The 12,848-nt window shown below is 62.3% G+C and carries 13 protein-coding genes; 5 read left to right on the top strand and 8 right to left on the bottom strand.

What is annotated here, in order from left to right; all coding sequences use genetic code 11:
- Positions 1-166: 166 nt before the first annotated feature.
- Together argE and AC1RR3_RS13300 are read left to right on the top strand one after the other, a co-directional pair.
- Positions 167-1,354 (top strand): acetylornithine deacetylase, encoded by a 1,188-nt coding sequence (gene argE, locus AC1RR3_RS13305; RefSeq protein ID WP_492823121.1) that lies wholly within the window; start codon positions 167-169, stop codon positions 1,352-1,354.
- 232 nt (positions 1,355-1,586) lie between these two features.
- Positions 1,587-1,883: a GIY-YIG nuclease family protein gene (locus AC1RR3_RS13300; RefSeq protein ID WP_492823174.1), complete on the top strand. Its 297-nt coding sequence runs from the start codon at positions 1,587-1,589 to the stop codon at positions 1,881-1,883.
- A gap of 62 nt (positions 1,884-1,945) precedes the next feature.
- On the opposite strand, the gene AC1RR3_RS13295 is transcribed toward AC1RR3_RS13300, so the two are convergent.
- Together AC1RR3_RS13295 and AC1RR3_RS13290 are read right to left on the bottom strand one after the other, a co-directional pair.
- Entirely contained in the window at positions 1,946-3,004 is a 1,059-nt protein-coding gene (locus AC1RR3_RS13295; protein WP_492823119.1) for a phosphotransferase family protein, read from the bottom strand.
- Between the two features lie 140 nt (positions 3,005-3,144).
- Positions 3,145-4,380 carry an acyl-CoA dehydrogenase family protein gene (locus AC1RR3_RS13290; RefSeq protein ID WP_492823117.1) on the bottom strand — a complete coding sequence of 412 codons (1,236 nt, stop codon included), beginning with the start codon at positions 4,378-4,380 and terminating at the stop codon, positions 3,145-3,147.
- A gap of 220 nt (positions 4,381-4,600) precedes the next feature.
- On the opposite strand from AC1RR3_RS13290, the gene AC1RR3_RS13285 reads away from it, so the two are divergent.
- Positions 4,601-5,263, top strand: coding sequence for a TetR/AcrR family transcriptional regulator (locus AC1RR3_RS13285; RefSeq protein WP_492823115.1), 663 nt, complete (start codon positions 4,601-4,603; stop codon positions 5,261-5,263).
- A gap of 70 nt (positions 5,264-5,333) precedes the next feature.
- On the opposite strand, the gene AC1RR3_RS13280 is transcribed toward AC1RR3_RS13285, so the two are convergent.
- The 3 genes from AC1RR3_RS13280 to AC1RR3_RS13270 all read right to left on the bottom strand — a co-directional run bounded on the left by AC1RR3_RS13280 (position 5,334) and on the right by AC1RR3_RS13270 (position 7,030).
- The gene (locus AC1RR3_RS13280) at positions 5,334-6,152 is read right to left on the bottom strand and encodes an outer membrane protein (RefSeq protein ID WP_492823113.1); all 819 of its coding nucleotides are present in this window, start codon (positions 6,150-6,152) and stop codon (positions 5,334-5,336) included.
- A gap of 170 nt (positions 6,153-6,322) precedes the next feature.
- Positions 6,323-6,715 carry a RidA family protein gene (locus AC1RR3_RS13275; RefSeq protein ID WP_492823111.1) on the bottom strand — a complete coding sequence of 131 codons (393 nt, stop codon included), beginning with the start codon at positions 6,713-6,715 and terminating at the stop codon, positions 6,323-6,325.
- A 99-nt stretch (positions 6,716-6,814) separates the two neighbouring features.
- Positions 6,815-7,030, bottom strand: a complete 216-nt coding sequence (locus AC1RR3_RS13270; RefSeq protein ID WP_492823109.1) for a hypothetical protein — start codon at positions 7,028-7,030, stop codon at positions 6,815-6,817.
- 368 nt (positions 7,031-7,398) lie between these two features.
- On the opposite strand from AC1RR3_RS13270, the gene AC1RR3_RS13265 reads away from it, so the two are divergent.
- Positions 7,399-8,853, top strand: coding sequence for a hypothetical protein (locus AC1RR3_RS13265; RefSeq protein WP_492823107.1), 1,455 nt, complete (start codon positions 7,399-7,401; stop codon positions 8,851-8,853).
- The gene (locus AC1RR3_RS13260; RefSeq protein WP_492823105.1) at positions 8,854-9,204 is read left to right on the top strand and encodes a hypothetical protein; all 351 of its coding nucleotides are present in this window, start codon (positions 8,854-8,856) and stop codon (positions 9,202-9,204) included.
- A 23-nt stretch (positions 9,205-9,227) separates the two neighbouring features.
- Here the strand turns inward: AC1RR3_RS13260 and AC1RR3_RS13255 are convergent, their stop codons facing one another.
- The 3 genes from AC1RR3_RS13255 to AC1RR3_RS13245 form a co-directional block, all read right to left on the bottom strand.
- Complete coding sequence (locus tag AC1RR3_RS13255; RefSeq protein WP_492823103.1) at positions 9,228-10,103, bottom strand: beta-keto acid cleavage family enzyme; 876 nt, start codon at positions 10,101-10,103, stop codon at positions 9,228-9,230.
- A gap of 4 nt (positions 10,104-10,107) precedes the next feature.
- Entirely contained in the window at positions 10,108-11,337 is a 1,230-nt protein-coding gene (locus tag AC1RR3_RS13250) for a CaiB/BaiF CoA transferase family protein (protein ID WP_492823101.1), read from the bottom strand.
- A 181-nt stretch (positions 11,338-11,518) separates the two neighbouring features.
- Positions 11,519-12,724 carry an MFS transporter gene (locus AC1RR3_RS13245; protein WP_492823099.1) on the bottom strand — a complete coding sequence of 402 codons (1,206 nt, stop codon included), beginning with the start codon at positions 12,722-12,724 and terminating at the stop codon, positions 11,519-11,521.
- Positions 12,725-12,848: the final 124 nt, after the last annotated feature.

Genomic DNA, 12,848 nt, shown 5'->3' with positions numbered 1-12,848 from the left:
GCGACGCGCGCCATCAAATTGCGCCGTAGCGAGCGCGGCTTGGATGGAAGGCCGGGGGGCCCGTTACCCCATCTACGGGCCGGTGTTGATTTGCACCACCGGCCGCCACGTTGGTATGGTTCATGCAGGCAACCTCAGCCTCCCTCTCCCCCGACAAGAAATGACAATGCCCAACCCGATTTTCCCTAGCTCACGACCCGATCGCATCCGCCAGCTTCTCGCCGACCTCGTCGGCTTCGACACCATCAGCGATCGCACCAATTTGCCCCTGATCACCCACATCGAGAGCTATCTCGCTTTCCTCGGCGTCAAGGGCGAGCGCATCACCGACGTAACAGGGCAGAAGGCCTCGCTGTGGGTGACGATCGGGCCCGAGGACCGGCCAGGCTTTGTGCTCTCCGGCCATACCGACGTCGTGCCTGTCGTCGGCCAGGACTGGAGCCACGACCCGTTCAAGCTGGTCGAGCGCGACGGCAAACTCTATGGCCGCGGCACCACCGACATGAAGGGGTTTGTCGCGGTCTGCCTCGCCATGGTGCCAGAGATGCTGGAGGCGAAGCTCGCGACGCCAATTCATCTCGCCATCTCCTATGACGAGGAGATCGGCTGCGTCGGCGTGCGGCCGATGCTCGGCGAAGTCGCCAAGAAACGGATCAAGCCGATCGGCGCCTTCATCGGCGAGCCGACCGAGATGAAGGTCATCATCGGCCACAAGGGCAAGCACGGCGTGCGCGCGACCTTCCGCGGTCTCGCCCGCCACTCCTCGATCGCCCCCGACGGCGTCAACGCGATCGAATATGCCGCCGAGCTGATCGTCGAGATCCGCCGCCGCGCCGTCGCGCTCGCAGCCGTGCGCGCGACCGACAGCCTCTACGACGTGCCGCACTCGACGCTGCTGACCAGCATCGTGCATGGCGGCGCCGCGCTCAACATCGTGCCTGATACATGCACGGTGGATTTCGAATGCCGCGGCATCGGCATCACCGAGTCGCGCGAGGTGACGGATGCGATCGTCGCCTGGGCCAAAGCCGAGATCGAGCCCGCGATGAAGGCGCGGCATCCGGACTGCGGCATCGATTTCGAGGAGATCCTCGACTATCCCGCACTCGACACCGCAGCCGACGCGACCATCGTCACGCTCGCCAAGAGCCTTGCGGGCCGCAACGACCACGCCAAGGTCGCCTTCGGCACCGAAGCGAGCTTGTTTGCCAGCATCGCCGATATTCCGTCAGTGGTGATCGGCCCCGGGTCGATCGCGCAAGCGCACACGCCGGATGAGTTTGTGGAGATGGCGGAGTTGGAGAAGTGCGCGGGGTTTGTGGAGAAGCTGATCGCGCATTGTGTGAAGGGGTAACCGGATTCGGCAACGGACTGGGTCCCGGCTCTGCGCAGCAACGCTACGCGTTGCAGCGCGTCCGGGACACGAGAGAGCGATCAAAGGCGCAGGCGCGAAGAACTCAGGTCTCGTGTCCCGGACGCAGTGCGGTGCGCAGTACCGCACTGCAGAGCCGGGACCCCGAACACTTGGCGACGGCATCGAAAAATGCAACTTTGGAGGCATCATCGTCAGCGTTGGCTGCGCGTACATGCCCTACTTCGTGTACATCCTCGCGAGCAAGCGAAACGGCACTCTCTACGTTGGAGTCACCAACGACCTCGCTCGTCGAATGACCGAGCACAAGGCCAAGCTCGTGCCCGGCTTCACGCGCGAGCACGGCGTGACTCTGCTGGTCTATTTCGAAACCTTCGAGTCAGTCCTCGAGGCACGCTCACGCGAGCATTCATTGAAGCGCTGGCGGCGCGCTTGGAAGCTCAAGTTAATCGAAGACCTCAATCCGGATTGGCGCGATCTTACGGATGAGCTGAATACTTTGGCAACGTGACTGGGTCCCGGCTCTGCGGAGCAGCACTTCGTGCTGCACCGCGTCCGGGACACGAGAGCGGCTTACACCGCCCCCGCCTTCTGCGCGTACTCCCACGACGCCTGCGACAGCGGCACGGTGCGCTTGGCTGATTCCAGCGCCTTGGCGTTGGCGGCGGTGCCGTCGCGGATGCGGCCGGCGATTCCTTGCGTGATGCCCGCGAGGCGGAACAGATTGTAGGAGAAGTACCAGTTGAGATCAGGCACGCTCATCTTGGTGACGTTGCAATAGATCTGGGCGGCCTCTTCCACGCTCGGGATGTTGAGCGCCTTGAGATCGATGCCCTGCAATCCCGGCATGACCCATTGCATCAAGAGATAGGTGAAGTCGGCCATGGGATCGCCGAGTGTCGACAATTCCCAGTCCAGCACGGCCAGCACGCGCGGTTCCGTCGGGTGGAAAATCATGTTGTCGAGGCGGTAGTCGCCATGGACGATCGAGACGCGTGCCTGTTCAGGCACGGTCCGCGGCAGCCATTCGGCGACCTTCTCGAACTCCGGGATGTGCTGCGTCTCGGACGCCCGGTACTGCTTGGTCCAGCGGTCGATCTGGCGCGCGAAATAGTTTCCGGGCTTGCCGAAATCGCCGAGGCCGATCGCAACAGGGTCGTACATGTGGAGCTTGGCCAGCGTCTCGATCTTGCTGGTGAAGATTTTTCGGCGCGCGTCCGCGTCCTGGCTCGGCAGCGCCGGATCCCAGAACACCCGGCCCTCCTCCATCGACATGATGTAGAACGCAGCGCCGATGACGCTGTCATCCTGGCACAGCGCATAGGCATGCGCGACCGGAAAGCCCTGCTTTCCGAGGGCTGCGATGACGCGATATTCGCGATCGACCGCATGCGCCGACGGCAGCAATTTGCCGAACGGCTTTCTGCGCATCACGTAGGAGCGGTTCGGCGTATTGAGCCGGTAGGTCGGATTGGACTGACCGCCCTTGAACTGGACCACGACCAGCGGGCCTTCATAGCCTTCGACGTTGTCGCGCATCCAGGCTTCGAGCCGCATCTCGTCGAAGCGATGACGCTCCTCGACCGGCTTGGTGCCCGAGAACTCTTCGTCTTTCCTGACGCCGTCAGCCACGGTGACGCTCCCTTAATTCCTGTGTCCGTCATTCCGGGGCGCCTCAAAGAGGCGAACCCGGAATCTCGAGATTCCGGGTCTGGTCCTACGGACCATCCCGGAATGACGGAGTGGAGAGCGCCATGCGCTCTCTCCCGTTTCTAATGACTGGGAGAGTTGGCATACTTCCGAACCTCCAACCTTGCAATGGCGCGATTGTGTACCTCGTCCGGACCGTCGGCGAGACGGAGGGTACGGATGTGGGCGTAGTCCTTGGCAAGGCCGGCATCATCGGAGACGCCCGCGCCGCCAAACGACTGGATCGCCTCGTCGATGATCTTCAGCGCCATGTTGGGCGCCGCGACCTTGATCATGGCGATCTCGGCCTGCGCGGTCTTGTTGCCGACCTTGTCCATCATGTCGGCGGCCTTGAGGCAGAGCAGACGCGTCATCTCGATGTTGGTGCGGGCGTCACCGATGCGCTGCTCCCACACGGAGTGCTCGACGATCCTCTTGCCGAATGCGGTGCGCGAGGTGAGCCGCTTCACCATCTTCTCCAGCGCCTCCTCAGCCTTGCCGATGGTGCGCATGCAATGGTGAATACGGCCGGGGCCGAGGCGGCCCTGCGCGATCTCGAAGCCGCGGCCTTCGCCGAGCAGGATATTCTCCTTCGGCACCCGCACGTTCTCAAGCAGAACCTGCGCATGACCGTGCGGCGCATCGTCGAAGCCGAACACGGGCAGCATCTTCTCGACCTTGATGCCTGATGTGTCGAGCGGAACCAGGATCTGCGACTGCTGCTGATGCTTGGCCGCGTTGAAATCGGTCTTGCCCATCAGGATCGCGATCTTGCAACGGGGATCGCCGACGCCTGACGACCACCATTTGCGGCCATTGATGACGTAGTGGTCGCCGTCCTTCTTGATGCTGGTCTCGATGTTGGTGGCATCGGACGAGGCCACTGCCGGTTCCGTCATCAGGAAGGCGGAACGGATCTCGCCGTCCATCAGTGGACGCAGCCATTTGCGCTTCTGCTCCTTGGAGCCGTAGCGCATGAACACTTCCATGTTGCCGGTGTCGGGCGCGGAACAGTTGAACACTTCCGAGGCCCAGGTGATGCGGCCCATCTCTTCCGACAGCAGCGCGTATTCGAGATTGGTCAATCCCGCACCGCGGAATTCGTCATCTTCATGCTCGTTCGGCGGCATGAACATGTTCCAGAGGCCCTCGGCCTTCGCCTTCTTCTTGAGGTCCTCCAGCACCGGGATGACCTTCCAGCGCTCGCCGGTGCGATCCTGCTCGTCATAAACGGGCACCGCCGGGCGCACGTGCTTGGCCATGAAGGACCGCACGCGGTCGAGCCATTCCTTCTGCTTGGGGGACAGATCGAAATCCATGGGACGCTCCTCGTTGCTCTCTCGCTGATCGTTTTTGCGCCGGACTGTCCTCCCACCGCGCGCGGCCCGCAAGCACCATTCGGACTGCGTGCTGTGAGCGGCGTGGAACCCGCGCCGTTTGGTGCGGCGCAATTCCATCATGCGGATTGACTTTTCCCGGCCTTCAAACGATAGTTTCATACAACTGTTTGAATTGCAACTCCCCTCCCTGAGGGCTTCCATGGCCAGCGATCATACGAGGTCTGCCATTCTCGCCGCCGCCGAACGGCTCTATGCCGATCGCGGCTTCGGTGACGTGACGCTGCGCGACATCGTCGCGGAGGCGAACGTCAATCTGGCGGCGGTGAACTATCATTTCGGCTCGAAGGACGAGCTGATCGCGGAATTATTTGTCACCCGCTCGATCGCAACCAACCGCGAACGCTTGCGCGAGTTGAAGGCGGCGGAAGAGCAAGGCGGCGGCCGCGCGCCGATCGAGGTGATCTTGCACGCGCTGGTCGGACCGACCTTGCGCGGCTGCCTTGGCCCCGAGAACCAGCGCTCCGCTGCGGCGCGTTTCATGATCCGCGCCTCGATCGAATCCGTGCCGCCGATCCGCCGCATCAAGAACCGCGAGATCGACCATCTGCGCAAATTCGCCGGCGCGATGCGCAGATCCCTGCCCGACCGCAGCGACGTCGACATCTACTGGGGCCTGAACTTCGCGCTCGCGATGGCGCACCACACCATCCGCGAGAGCGAACGGCTGACGAAGCTGTCGGACGGCAAATGCGACCTCGACGACGTCGAGGACGTGGTCGCGCGCGTGGTCAGCGTGGCGACGATGGCGCTGACGGCGGGACGGATGGAGACCAAGGCGCCGTCAAAGGTGGCGGCGCGTTAGCGCGTCCTCACGCGCTCAAAAGAAACCCGGCCAGAGGCCGGGTTGAGTTGGATCGCGCAGGTCTATGCGATCAATTCATCCGGTTGGCGCCGCCGAACTTGTAGCTGAAGCCGACCCGGCCGATGTCGTAGCGCTGGTTGCGCGACCAGGATGCGCCGCACGGGCCGGGGCTGGCGCAATTCACGGGCGCGAGATTGAGCGTGTCGGACGCCGCGACATCAACGTGCAGATATTCGGACCGCACGATCCAGTTCGGCGACAGCATCAGCTCCGCACCGACGCCTGCGACCCAGCCGGTCTTCAACGTCGAGAAATTCGCGGTGCTCAGGTTCCTCGTGCCGTCGGCCGCGCACCCGGCGGCCCGGCAGTCGGCCGTGATCGACCCGCGCAGATCCGCGAACGCAACGCCGCCGGTGCCGTAGACCAGAACGCGATCGAACGCGTAGCCGAGGCGGCCGCGCACGGTGCCGATGCCGCGCGTTTCGCTCTGGACGTTGACGAAGCCAAAACCGTTATCGCTGCATGGGAGACTGACGGAATCGGTCTTGCGACAGAACGAGTAGCTGGCCTGCGTCCATTGCCAGTCGCCTTCGACGCCCAGCACGACATGGGCCATCTGCCAATTGTAGCCGAGATGAACGCCGCCGATGACGCCCGAGGACGAGGGCGCCTGCGACTCCGGATTAGGACTGCCGGGTTGCGCCTCGAAGAACTCCGAACGCCCCGATGATGTGGTCTGGCTGGCGCCGCCGATATCGGCGCCGAGATAAAATCCCGACCAGTCCCAGGCCGCGCCCGCCGCTGCGGCCGCCTTCGTGTAGCGCGGCGCCATGTCCGCAGCGTGCGCGCCGGCAAGGCCGGCGCAGAGAATGCCCGCGGCTGCAAGCAACTGCTTCAGTAAAATTCGACAAGACATCGTTCGCGCCCCTTCCATCCCTCGACCCGAGAGTCGACCAGCGATGGATGAGGCTTAAGGGGAACGCACACCGCGCGCGTCATTCGCCCGGATGACAAGTGATGTCTTGATGCAAGTGTTGCCAATCTGCAATACGCAGGGCTCTAGGTCATCGCGATGCAGTCGATCTCGACGTCGAAGGGGCCGAACCATTCCGGCGTCACGACAAAAATCCGCGCCGGCGGATCGACCGGGAAGTAGCGGGCATAGACTGCGTTGAACACGGCGAAGTGTTTGGTCGAGGTGCAGTAGACGTTGCACTTCATGACGTTGTCGAGCGAGGCGCCGGCCGTCTGAAGGCACAGCTTCATCTGCTCCATGATGATCTCGCTCTGCCGCTCGATCGGCGCCGAGGCGATCTCGCCCGTCTCGGGGTCGAAGGGCGGGAGCCCTGCGACGAAGATCATGTTGCCGGCGCGCGTGACCGGCGAGGTCGGCGCCTTCCAGCGATCGAGAAAGGACGAGATCGGTTCGACGCGGAGCGCTTCGCGTTTCATGGGCGGCCACCTTCGGTTCAAGCGAGACTGGGGCCTGACTACATTATTCCGTAGCGGGCATGCTTCGCTTCTGGTCGAAGTGTGGTCGCTCGGCCGGAATTATGCCCGCTGTGGCATCTCCTCGGCCTCTTCCTTGGCAAGCAGCAGCAGCATCTCGATGCCCATGTCGCCTTCCTGCGGCGAGCGGATGAACTTGATTTCGTCGGCGCTTTGCCGCAATGCGGCAATGATGGCGACCGCCTGATTGGCCGTGGCCGCCTCGGTTGCCAGAATTGCCTTCTGGTTCTTGGCCTGAAACCCGATCGTATAGGACATGCGCTCTCTCCCGACCCAATGGAGTGATCGAATCTGAGTCGCGCGCGAAGCGGAAGCCTGTGTGTGTACGGACCGGGTTTATCTGGGGATTGCGCGCAAGCCTCAGGCAAGGCCGCACCAGCGTCATGCTGGTGTCACCAGCCTATGTCCAGCGATCCGGTGTCGGCATAACTCTCATCGCGCGTCTTCTGCGGCCGCAATCGTCGCACCGAGACTTCTGAGAAAGCCCGCGGCATGGGTGACTAGCTCGGCATTGATCTTCGCCCGTACGGATCGCGCACTTCTTCGTGCCACCTCCTGATCAGAAGGCGCTACACTGAAAACGGCATACTATAGACATTCTCCCGTTATAGGTGTATTCTTGTTTGATGTTTGATTTTATAGTCGGAGTCATCAAGTCTATATTTGGCTTGGTTTCTGGCTTGCTAATCTTCATTGCAAGCCTTGTCGTTTGGCTTGCTGGCCTACTTGGCGGTTTTCTCGTCTGGGCTTTCAGCCTTCTCAGCGCACTCGTGGTATTTCTATTCACAGCCGCGCTTCCCTTTACGCTCGCTGTTCTACTGATTGTTACTCTCGGTCTCGGATCGCTAGTAATTTGGCGGTCAATTTCGAGAAGCAGTGCTCCGCTTCTCTGGCTCGCTCGTTGCTCGGAATTGATTGACTATATAAGCAAAACTCTGACTGCTGGAATTCTTGCGGGACTTGTCAGAGAAGAGGGAACGCGGTCGAGCAAACGCCTGTTTCTTGCTACCTTCGCGGATGCAGCAGAGGCTGCGCGCTCTCGCAGGGAATTTTTACTTCGTGGAGAGCAGTTTTATGAGACGCCACCGATTCCTGACACCAACCCAAGATCACAAGACGACCCGGACCTCGGATCGACCGCCTCGATCATTGATCGCGAAATTCAATTGAGATCAGAGCAACTCTTATTGTTTGGCCGCGCATCGGACGCGGCAGGCTTCATTGCGCGCCAAATCTCAGGCAACGTCGTCTACGATGTTTCACTTCGTTATCTCGACTGGCGCGAACGCCGCGGCAGTCGCTTCCCATGGATTGTGGAAATCGGCACTAACGAACCCGAACGTTTTGAGAGCTTTCTCCTTCAAATTCGGGAATGGCTGGGGGTCGGGGTCGAGATTGCAAAGCCCTTTTCGTTCAAGGCGCAGCGAAGTTGCAAGCATTCGGAAGAACGCGGAACTGTTGCTGGAATGATTGAAACGAGCCAAGCCACCTATATGTTGACTTGCGCCCACGTCATTCCTAGCAGTTGCCCAAATCTGAGGCTTCCTTTTCACCTTGGGACGCATACATCGGCTGCTGCGAAGCGAGATCCTGACATAACTTTGTTGCACGGCCACGATTGCATGAAGGGGCCTGGGAAGCTGCGGCAAGTTGAAGTAGCGACTGTCGAACAGGTGGAGAATGCCTGCACTTCCAAAATGCTCGTGAAGCGTGTTGGTGGCTATTCTCGAAAATCCGCGGGCAAAATCAAATATCCCCGAACAACTTACAATTTGGACAGCGACAACATCCAGAGAAGCTTTGCGACCTGCATCATCGAGGCACCAAGACGGAGGTGGTACTTCTGGTGCATCCCTTGGCCGCTGTTCAATGCTTCCTTCAGTCAGAAATCAGACTCCGGATCTTGGGTGACCCTCGACTTGGAAAATGAAGTGCGCGACCCGCCTGCGCCTGTTTGGATTGGAATCGTGGTCGCGGGAGATGGAAGACAATCTTGCGTCAACTTGGCGTACAGACTCGATCCTTTTTTGGAACAGGAACTTGATGAGGGACCCATCAGAAAATTGTGTTGGGAGGGCTAGATGAACGCGCAAGATTTTTTTACCGTGGCGACTCTGGGTACGTTCGCCGGGGCAACGACGATTATTATCGTGGTAACGAACACCATACGCTCACTTGCGGGAGTTCGCTCTCCGCTCGTCCCATTTCTAATATCGCTTCTAGTAACTTACGGCGCGGCAGCTATGGCCGCCAAGCTCTCGGTTTGGCCCGAGTGGCTCGTGGCCTTTTTCAATTCTTGTTTGCTGTTCTGCACCGCGACAGGGGCCCAGACAACGTTGGTCGAGGGAGCCAAGGGGAAGCCTGAAGGCGAGATGGGACGGCAGTCCGACGGTCCAAAACCAAAGTGGCTGTCGGATTGGCTCAGAGACTAGTGCTTCGTGACCAATAGTTCGGCCTAAGAAAGTCCCAGCATCGCGCGTGCTTCAGTCGCGGTCGCGACCGTCGCGCCGAGGCTCTTCAAGATGCCCGCGGCATGCGCGACCAACTCGGCGTTGGTCTTGGCCAGCACGCCCTTGGACATATAGAGATTGTCCTCCATGCCGACGCGGACGTGGCCGCCGAGCAAATACGCCTGCGCGACCATCGGGAATTCGGCGCGGCCGATGCCGAAGCCGGACCAGATCGCGCCCGGCGGCAGCAGGCTGCGGGCATAGAACATCGTCTCCGGCGTGGCGGAGAAGCCGTATTTCACCCCGAGCACCAGCGAGAACAGCCCCGGTCCCTTCAGCGTGCCGTCGGCGAACATGTCACGCGCCAGGTGGCAGTCGCCGGAATCGAACAGCTCGATCTCCGGCAGCACGCCGGCCGCCGTCATGCGCTCGGCCATGATGCGGACATTGCGCGGCGTGTTGATCACGACCTCGCCGCCGGAATTCATGGTGTTGAGGTCGAGCGTGCAGATGTCGGGGTTGAGCAGCTCGATATGCTCGACACGCTTTTCGGGAGCAATCAGCGTGGTGCCTGGGCCGGCGAGCTTGGGATCCTCGACCGAGGGCACGAAGCGCCCGCCGGGACCCGTGGTGAGATTGATGATCAGGCTCTTGTTGCGGGCGCGGATTTTTTCCACCACCTCGCGGTAGAGATCGATCGACATCGACGGCCGCCCGGTCGCGGGATCGCGCACATGGATGTGGGCGATGGCGGCGCCGGCCTCAGCCGCTTCCAGCGCGGACGTCGCGATCTGCTCGGGCGTGATGGGCAGATACGGCGACTGCTCGGGCTTGGTCAGGTTGCCGGTGATGGCGCAGGTGATGATGGTCTTGCCCGCCATGCGATCAGATGATCCCCTGCTGCTTCAGCTGCTCGATCTTCCCTGCATCATAGCCGAGCTTGCCGCCGAGCACTTCCTTTGTGTGCTCGCCCAGCAGCGGCGGGGCGCGGTAATTCTCGATCGGGGTGCCCGAGAGCGTCAGCGCGTTGCGGATCAGTGACAGATCGGGCTCGAAGGGATGGTCGACCTTCACCCGCATGCCGCGCGACTGGACGTGCGGATCGGAAAAGACCTGCTCGAAATTGTTGATCGGGCCCGACGGCACGCCGGCCTCTTCCAGCTTGTCCAGCCAGTAGGCCACCGGCTGCTTCAGGAACAGGCCGGCAAAGATCGCCATGATCTCCTTGCCGTGCACGACGCGGTCGTTGTTCTTGACGAAGCGCTTGTCATTGGCGAGCTCGGGCTCGCCGAGCACGGCGCAGGTGCGCTGGAACTGGCCGTCATTGCCGACCACCAGCATCAGCTCGCCGTCGGTACAGCGAAACACGCCGGCCGGCATGCCGCCATTGCCCCAGGTGCCGCGGCGCGGCGGCATCTTGCCGTTGACGAGGTAGATCTGCAGCCAGTGCGACAGCGATGCGATGACGGTGTCAAACAGGCAGACGTCGATGTGCTGGCCCTGCCCGTCATTGGCGTCGCGATGGTAGAGCGCCGAGAGAATGCCGATCGAGGTGTTCATGCCGGTCATGTAGTCGACGATCGACGGGCCGACCTTCATCGGGCCCTCGCCCGGCTCGCCGTCGATGTGGCCGGTGACGCTCATCAGGCCGCCCATCGCCTGGAGGATGGCGTCATAGCCGGCGCGCGGCGCGTAAGGTCCGGTCTGGCCGAAGCCGGTCACCGAGCAGTAGATGATGCCGGGGTTGATCGCCTTGATGGTTTCGTAGTCGAGGCCGTAGCGCTTGAGATCGCCGACCTTGTAGTTCTCCATGAAGACGTCGGCGTCCTTGGCAAGCTCGCGGATGATCGCCTGCCCCTCGGGCTTGGCGATGTTGACGGTGACCGACTTCTTGTTGCGGTTGGCGCAGAGATAGAAGGAATTGTTGTTGTTCGCCTTGCCCTCGGGATCGGTCAGGTAAGGCGGGCCGAAGGCGCGCGCGTCGTCGCCGGTGCCCGGCCGTTCGATCTTGATCACCTCCGCACCGAGATCGCCCAGCATCTGGGCCGACAGGGGTCCGGCAAGGACGCGCGTGAGGTCAAGGATCTTGATGCCTGAGAGCGGCAAGGCCGACATGTAAGTTTCCTCCGGGGAACTGGATCTTGGCGCGGCGGCGACAAGCGGGCCGCGCTCCCTGCGGATACACTATTTTGCGGTTCCGAGCACTGCACTGACGGCATACGGGCATCCCCGCCCCTACGGCGGGCGCGGCCCTGCGGCGGCGAATTTCCGCGTCGCGAAGATTACCGCGTCGAACTCAGGTTGCGCCGGCCGTGGCCACCTGTGGCCGGCGGCGGCCGAGCATGACCAGGATCAGCACCGTCGCGCAGGAAAATACGAATGTCAGGCCCAGCGCACCGCGGCTACCGAACTGGGTGAGCAGCGCAGCCAGCAGCGGCGGCGAGATGGCGGATGCCAGATTGAGCGGCAGCGCGATCATCGACATCGCCTTGGCGAATTCGGCCTGGTCGTAGAACACCAGCGGGATCGTTGCGCGGGCCACCGCCATCGCGCCGCTGCCGGCGCCGTAGAGCAGGATGAAGACCGCGACCGCCCAGGTCGCCCCCTCGCTCACCATCAGGAGCAGCATGGCGACGGGCAGCGTCGTGCCGGCGACAAGCCCGGTCGTGATTCCGTCCCATCGGCCGCCGCCGAGGAAATCAAGGCCGCGGGCGCTGACCTGGATCACGCCGAGCATCGAGCCGAAGGCGATGGCCTGGGCCGGCGCCAGACCCTCGGCCCGCAGCAGCTCGATGAGGACGGCGCCGAGGCCGAAATTGACGAAGGCGTTGAGCGTGATCGCGATGACGACGAGATTGAACGTACCCTTGGGAATCGCGGGCGCATCGGAAGGTTTTGCAGCCTCCCCACCCTCGTCCTCCACGACCTTCCGGCGCGGCGCACCGAAGGCATAGAGCGGAAGCGAGACCAGGATCAGCATGGCGGCGTAGACGAGGCAGGTGCCGCGCCAGCCGAGATAGCCGCTGAGAAACGAGGTGGTCGGCCAGAAGATGCTGCTGGAGAGACCGGTCACCAGCATCAGCGCACCGATGGCGTTCTTGGCCTGCCGCCCCGCCACTTCGTTGAGCATGATATAGGCACCGGTCGACAGCGTGGCGCTGCCGCCCATGCCGAGGATCACCCAGGCCGCGAAATAGAGGATTGGCTCCCGTGCGAAGAACAGCACGATGTAGCCCGGCACGGCCACCACGGTGCCCACCATCATCACCTTGCGGGCGCCGTGCCTCGCAAACGCCCTGGCGAGCCAGGGCGCACACAGCCCCATGGTGACGTAAAGCACCGAGCTTCCCGCGAACACCGCCGGCAGGCTCAGGCCGAGATCGGCCGCAAGGTCACGCCCGATGACGGCCGGAAGGCCGATCGTTCCCCATCCGATGAGTTGGGTGATTGCCAGCACCAGCAGGACCCCGATGAGCCTGCTGTCAGATTTCAGGAATCGCATTCCACTCGTCGCCTGCCCGGCAGGCGCAGATGGCGCCTGAGACACCTGTCTTATCCGGAGACTCAGCGCACGGGAACGCCGGCCACCGAATAGCAGAAGGCAGCCGGGAGCATGTCAGGAGGAG

It is taken from the genome of Bradyrhizobium sp. GW821-FHT13H05 (assembly GCF_058804065.1).
Note: the sequence above shows the minus strand (reverse complement) of the source record. Positions and strands in the feature narration are given on the sequence as shown.

Coding starts and splice junctions, on each gene's coding strand:
- AC1RR3_RS13255 (WP_492823103.1), bottom strand. CDS start 10,103: ATGGCGGGCAAGACCATCATCACCTGCGCCATCACCGGCAACCTGACC.
- AC1RR3_RS13250 (WP_492823101.1), bottom strand. CDS start 11,337: ATGTCGGCCTTGCCGCTCTCAGGCATCAAGATCCTTGACCTCACGCGC.
- AC1RR3_RS13265 (WP_492823107.1), top strand. CDS start 7,399: ATGTTTGATTTTATAGTCGGAGTCATCAAGTCTATATTTGGCTTGGTT.
- AC1RR3_RS13245 (WP_492823099.1), bottom strand. CDS start 12,724: ATGCGATTCCTGAAATCTGACAGCAGGCTCATCGGGGTCCTGCTGGTG.
- AC1RR3_RS13270 (WP_492823109.1), bottom strand. CDS start 7,030: ATGTCCTATACGATCGGGTTTCAGGCCAAGAACCAGAAGGCAATTCTG.
- AC1RR3_RS13275 (WP_492823111.1), bottom strand. CDS start 6,715: ATGAAACGCGAAGCGCTCCGCGTCGAACCGATCTCGTCCTTTCTCGAT.
- AC1RR3_RS13285 (WP_492823115.1), top strand. CDS start 4,601: ATGGCCAGCGATCATACGAGGTCTGCCATTCTCGCCGCCGCCGAACGG.
- argE (WP_492823121.1), top strand. CDS start 167: ATGCCCAACCCGATTTTCCCTAGCTCACGACCCGATCGCATCCGCCAG.
- AC1RR3_RS13300 (WP_492823174.1), top strand. CDS start 1,587: ATGCCCTACTTCGTGTACATCCTCGCGAGCAAGCGAAACGGCACTCTC.
- AC1RR3_RS13290 (WP_492823117.1), bottom strand. CDS start 4,380: ATGGATTTCGATCTGTCCCCCAAGCAGAAGGAATGGCTCGACCGCGTG.
- AC1RR3_RS13260 (WP_492823105.1), top strand. CDS start 8,854: ATGAACGCGCAAGATTTTTTTACCGTGGCGACTCTGGGTACGTTCGCC.